The organism is Geminocystis sp. M7585_C2015_104 (assembly GCA_015295805.1).
Classification (GTDB): domain Bacteria; phylum Cyanobacteriota; class Cyanobacteriia; order Cyanobacteriales; family Cyanobacteriaceae; genus DVEF01.
Genome location: DVEF01000028.1, coordinates 34,630 through 40,629 on the forward strand (window position 1 = coordinate 34,630; position 6,000 = coordinate 40,629).

Sequence of the window (6,000 nt, forward strand, 5' to 3'; positions counted from 1 at the left end):
GGAAGCTGATCGTGTACGAATGATAATCATTCGCATAATCCTAGGAGGAAGTACTGTGTAACAAATGTTGACAAATATGTTGTGAAAGAAGAAGTGAAAAAATGCCAACAAGAGTAAATTAAAGTCAAGACTTCAAGACTTTATTGGCAAAACCGGTAGAGGGACATGGTGGTATATTTTAACCCGGGTTGCCACCTATAACCTACTAACCCGTCATCGGCAAGCATAACCTAGGCATGTTATATGACAATGATGTTTTGGCTTGGGGTTCGTCATTGATATTGATTTGTTATAACTTAACGGGGTGATTTAAAGTTAAGTCATTGCACACCTTTTACCATGGATTTGCGGGTGGTTGTTTTATTATTTCAAAATTTCCTGTAGGTGGCAACTTGGGTTATTATAAAGGAGTAAAATGGGGTGTTGGTAGTCTTAACCGGGAGAGTTTGTCTTAAATAGGAAACTGACTATTTTATGGGGTTGAATCACCTGGGGCATCTCATTAAAGGTATGGTTTTCCAGCAGGTTTACCCCGTGGGAAAATGCCAAACCTAGATTGTTTTGTATTTTTAATTGGCATTTTTTGCCTTCACTCTCATACAGTCTTAGAATATACTTGTCTGGACTGTTTTCTGCCTGTTTAAATGCCATTAAGATTAGACTGTTATCCCCCAGACTTATAAATTCCCCCTGGTAGGCAAGGGGAGAGGGTTGCCTTTTGTTGTTGGTATTGTTGTTGGTGGGGAGGAAACAACAAAAAGGTTGATTGAATTCATAGCCTTTTCTTACTGTTTTTGCCTCCTGCCAACTCCCCCTATGAGGGTAGATGGCATACCGGAATTGGTGTGTCATCCTGTCGGCGGTGGCATCTGGCCATCTTGGACTACGCAAAAGTGTCAGATGTAATTCAGAAGAAGTGGCAGAATAACCATATTTACAGTCATTGAGGAGACTAACCCCATAGTCAGCAAGATTATCACTTAAATCGGCCCAACGGTGGCCATATACTTCCCATTTGGCTTTGTCGAAGGGGGTAACTGCCTTATCTATCACTCTTCTTTGAATACTGCCACAGGCAATTTCATAGGTTACAAAGTCGTTTTTTACAGTAAGGGGAAATTTTGTTTTGACAAGGGTGTAGTCTTCTTGCCAGTCTACTTCATTTCTTATCTCTAGCAGGGGAGAGTTATACTCTAGTATATAGTCCTGGGTGAAAGAGGAGCGATTATAGGTTTTTTTGACCCTAATTATCTGTCTTAACTTGCCTTTTTCCAGCCATTCAATCTCTTCTATTCTTGGGGATGGCAATGGGAATTTTCTATATTCTGGATTGATATTCCAGGCATCCCAGTATTGTCCCTTATCCTCAAACAATTGTAACTGATTTCCCTCGGCGGCTAACACCTCTTTTTGGTTTACTTTATCAAAAATCTGACTTAAATTACCGGTAGAGGGGTTAATAGTGACTCTCAGATATTGGTTTTCTAAGATAAATTCCATTGGGTTATGAGGCAGGATATTGGCGGGTAATTTTAGGTTATCGACCAAGTCATCCTCAACAAGCAGATAGAAGGTTTTATAGCCAATACTAGGGATATTGTCAGCATAAAATAGCAGTTTGCCTTCCGGGGTGACTTCTGTTAATACTGGTTTACCCTCGGCGTCATATACCTGACACTGGTGTTTTAGAATTTGTTTTGTCTTGTCTTTTTCTATGTCTTTATTTAAGTCTAATTCTACAACCCCTCCTCTTTGCCAATTGAGACTGTTAAAAACTACTATTTCCTGCAGGCAATCAAGGGGAGGTGGAGGGAGATAGGCGGAGATGGATTTAAGACTTTGAGTGATAATTGTCTTGGCAGTGGTAATGACTTCTTGCCACAACCTATTGGCAGTGGTGAAAACAGGGGCAATAGAAGTACCGGGTAATATATCATGGAATTGGTTGACTAATACCTTTTGCCAAAGAGACTCTATAATGTTGGGACTATAATCTCCTTCAGTGGAGTTGGCTGAAAAATGGTGTTGCTTCAAGAAATGTTTCTGTTTCAAGATAGTGGCGATGGTGGCAAATAATTCCGCTTGGTATAGCAAAGTTTCACTATAACGGTTAAAATACTTCTGGTCACCATGGGTGGTGTAACAGCCACGATGGAATTCTAAATAGAGTTCGTCTTTCCATATGGGATAGTCAGTAGAGGGGGAGTTGCTGATTTTGTCCAAGAAAGTTTCGGCGGTGACAAATTGGAGGTTTGGGAAAAAGGGAGACTGCTGATAACGTTGTGCCATTTCTAGCATATCACGGGTGGGGCCACCTCCATGATCTCCTACTCCCGGTAGCCAGAAAATATCTTTTAATCCCGTTTGTTTTTCCCATTGGATGCCATAATCAGTCATGGTGAGAGGATTAGTATCCATGACTCCTGCCACATTAGGGGGAGAAATCAAGGTGAAAATTCTACTGCCGTCGGGGGATTCCCACCAGAAACAACCATAGGGGAAGAAGTTGGTGTCATTCCAGTGTAATTTGCCTGTAACAAAGTATTTTATTTCTGCTTGTTGTAAAAATTGTGGTAGTTGCCAGGGGAAGCCAAAACTATCTATTAGCCAGGCAACTTTGCAGTATTTCCCAAACAATAAGAAAGCATATTTTTGCCCATACAGTAGCTGTCTAACCAAAGATTCCCCTCCAATCAGATTCACCTCTGCTTCAACCCACATTCCCCCTAACACTTCCCATTTTTTCTCAGTTACGGCTTGTTGAATTTGTCTAAACAGATGGGGTTGTTTTTGGGATAGCCAGGAATACAAGTAGATTGTTGTGTGGCCGAATACCAGGTATTTATACTCTTTTTGAAGGTTTAATACAGAATTAAAAGTCTTCTCTGCCACTTCATATGTTTCTTCAATATCCCAAAGCCATGCTAAGTCTAAGTGGGCATGTCCTAGTAGACAAAAGTTTCTCTCTTTGATGTATTTAGATAGGGGTAGTAGCCGTTTTCTCAGGTTTTCTAATTCCTGGTTAAACAACCCCTGATTGTCTACACAACCCCAGTTTATATTACCAATTGCCTCTTCAAATTCTGCTTCCTTGTCTGGGTAAAAACTTTGAAGGTATTTATATAGTATAGTTAATTCATTAGCCACAAAACTGGGGTCAATCTTGCCTTTTTTAGCTTCGTAAATGCAACGAGAAAGCATCAAACCACCGTTATCATGACTTGGGCTTACCAAGCGAAGGGCGATAAAAAATTCCTGATTCTCCTGGACATTTTCTGCTACTAAAAACCTACAGGATGAGTCAAACAAATCTCCCTCCACCCTCAATTTCCCGTTGACAAAAACCCGTGCCGACTCCGCCCACCACGTCAAGGCCAATCGCAAATCTAATCCTATCACCGGGTATCCTTCACTGAGACTATGGGGGATGATAATTTTCTGGGCAAACCATCTAATTTTTCTGCCTTTTTCCCATATTAGATATCCTTTGTCGTTGACTTTGGCCTTCTGCCATTCCTTGTCTATCTCTGTTGGTATACACTGGTAATCTATATCGGAAAAAAACCAGTTATTTTGAAGTTCCACCTCTGTTAACCTTCTCAGTCTATTGGTGATGTATTCTGCCATAATATTGTGTTTTCCCTACTTTTTATATCTTGTTATTTTTCTGAATTCCATTCTGAGTTTCAAGCCTAGACAGCCATCGACTTTTCTAGTAGCAGTAGAGGAGAGATTTACAGGTTTCTTTGGTTTCTAAAAGTAGCTACAATATAAGCTTTTAACAGGGCAAGGTTTGGCAATAATATGAAACACTGACAAGATATACCTTTTGGATTGGGGGTATTGACTGTCATTGGCAGTCATTTAGCTTTAGCCTTAGAATACTTACCAGCGTTTCGGGTTAACCGGGCGACAATTGCCTTGATTACCACTGGTTTGTTGGTTAGTTTAGAGGGTTTGAAATTATGGGAGGCTTGGGAGGCAATTGATGAGAATACTATCATTTTTTGGCTGAATGTGATGACAATTAATGGCAATTTAAATTAATTATAGTTTATTTTCAGTGGTGGCACACAGTATTTATAAAGAATTGTTTTAACACCTTTTAGACTGATAGTGCCGCCAACTCCCATGACGGGGTTTTTATCTACCTTATTTTCAAATGACACCCTTTATTCTAGAATTAACTGACAGTTTAGGGGTAAATCCAGTTTTCTATCCTTTATAATGGGCCCATTAGCTACAATACAATTAGTGGTAATCTTCAGAATACTTTAGTAAGCCCATTGTCGGGAATAGGTTATTTATAGTTGGCAAAGGCTCTAATTTTTCCTGCCTTAGCTGATTTGGCAATCCAGCTTAGTTTACTGTGGTGGTTATGCCCGGAAAGAGGAGAAAGAGGCCAAAGTACGGTGTTTCTTTTCCCAGCGAAAAACCTGCAAATGGCTGCGGCTACCTTGACGGTTTTTGTAGTGGTATTACCCATAACAGAAGTAGCATTTCTGGGCGCCACAATGCTGCTAATTACTCGTCGGATAAACCCGGAAAAAGTCTTTAAACAAATCCATTGACCATTGTAGATTATGTTTTCTGGTTTGTTTATTTTAACTCCCTGGGTATGAAATTTTAATATTCTCGGTTTTATGGTAGATTGGCCGAATAATAATTTGAATTTGGTAATAGCAACGGCAGATTTGTGCCAGTGGTGTTATTGACAGGGAATCGTGGAGGAGAAATCACCGGGAAGGTGACTACCATCAAGCGGTAGTACCACCCTAGCGAGAAGTTTTATCCTATTTGATTCAGTGGCTAATTTGATTATGGCAGAAGGAGCGAAAGGGGGATTGTAGACTGTATTCTTGGCAACATTTTCATTTTGGTTTTCCCCTGACAGTAGTAACAACCCTCATCACGTATCTTTGGCTAACGGAATTATAAGACGATTAGTTATTTGTTTAATTTACAATAAGCAACACCATACGTTGTTTTGGCAAAATACCGTCACCTATAATGGCACATCACCTCCTAAATATGTTTCTTGTGGCTTCATTGCAAAAAGTGGAAATTATTTGTTCTTTTTTTCCTCTTCACCTTCTTGCCAATAGTAGTAGAGTAGGTAATAAAATTTGATGATTTCTTCCTGGGAAAGGGCTTGATTTTTCAGGTTAATCAAAAAGGTTTCGATAAAGGAGACAATCCAAGACAACTCCTGTCTACAGGATTGGGTATCCAGACGGGAAATAACTTCTTTTGCCTCTTGAATGAGATCCTGTCTTTCTTCTATTATGGGAGTAGAGCGCCGGAGGGGGTCCCTTTCAACAGCGGCAAAGGCTTGGGTGACTACGAAGGAGATTTTTTGTTTCAAATCCCTCTTCTCTTTAATTTGCCGTCGTTGTCTTTCCACCCCCTCCACGGAGGAGGCATAATAACAGGGGAGGCGGTTTAGGGCAAAGGTAGCCACCTCTACTAGATTGAGGTAGGAGGCTTTTTTGGCCAAATTCTTGTCTACAGCTATCTGGTATTTAATCTCCTCCTCTACGAATTCCTCCATCACATTTTTGTAGGTTTGTAATGGCTTTTCAGACATATGCTAGTTATGGCAGTTGGCTTTGATTTTTTGGAGTAATATCCCAGCTACATCCTCAATAGGGATTAGTTGAGAATACTTAGTTGCCCTTTCTACCAATTCTACCTTACCCTCTTTTATTGCCCTCCCCGTAACAAGACGATAAGGTATGCCAATCAAGTCGGCATCTTTGAATTTTACCCCTGCCCTTTCGTCTCTGTCATCCAAAAGAGTTTCGATGCCTGCCTCATTGAGACGATGGTAGATGTCTTCTGCCGCCTTTACCTGCAGGGGGTCTGTGACATTTGGGATTACTATTATAACATGATAGGGGGCAATAGCCACAGGCCAGATAATACCGTCTGAATCATGGGATTGTTCAACTGCCGCCTGGGCGAGACGGGAGACACCAATACCATAACACCCCATTATAA

Annotated in this window: 5 protein-coding genes; 2 read left to right on the plus strand and 3 right to left on the minus strand. The window is 40.6% G+C overall.

The genetic code is table 11. From position 1 onward, the window contains the following. Positions 1-432: 432 nt before the first annotated feature. Complete coding sequence (locus IGQ44_03250) at positions 433-3,627, minus strand: alpha-mannosidase (protein HIK36993.1); 3,195 nt, start codon at positions 3,625-3,627, stop codon at positions 433-435. Between the two features lie 216 nt (positions 3,628-3,843). Between IGQ44_03250 and IGQ44_03255 the strand changes: the two genes are divergently transcribed. Both IGQ44_03255 and IGQ44_03260 read left to right on the plus strand, forming a co-directional pair. After that, entirely contained in the window at positions 3,844-4,047 is a 204-nt protein-coding gene (locus IGQ44_03255) for a hypothetical protein (GenBank protein ID HIK36994.1), read from the plus strand. A gap of 263 nt (positions 4,048-4,310) precedes the next feature. Continuing rightward, a complete protein-coding gene (locus IGQ44_03260) occupies positions 4,311-4,571 on the plus strand; it encodes a hypothetical protein (protein HIK36995.1) in 261 nt (86 codons plus the stop codon). Between the two features lie 494 nt (positions 4,572-5,065). Here IGQ44_03260 and IGQ44_03265 read toward each other — a convergent pair whose 3' ends face one another. Beyond that, complete coding sequence (locus IGQ44_03265) at positions 5,066-5,587, minus strand: late competence development ComFB family protein (protein HIK36996.1); 522 nt, start codon at positions 5,585-5,587, stop codon at positions 5,066-5,068. 3 nt (positions 5,588-5,590) lie between these two features. Further along, positions 5,591-6,000: proline--tRNA ligase (locus tag IGQ44_03270; GenBank protein HIK36997.1), on the minus strand; the 410-nt coding region annotated here is incomplete at its 5' end.

Coding starts and splice junctions, on each gene's coding strand:
- IGQ44_03250 (HIK36993.1), bottom strand. CDS start 3,627: ATGGCAGAATACATCACCAATAGACTGAGAAGGTTAACAGAGGTGGAA.
- IGQ44_03265 (HIK36996.1), bottom strand. CDS start 5,587: ATGTCTGAAAAGCCATTACAAACCTACAAAAATGTGATGGAGGAATTC.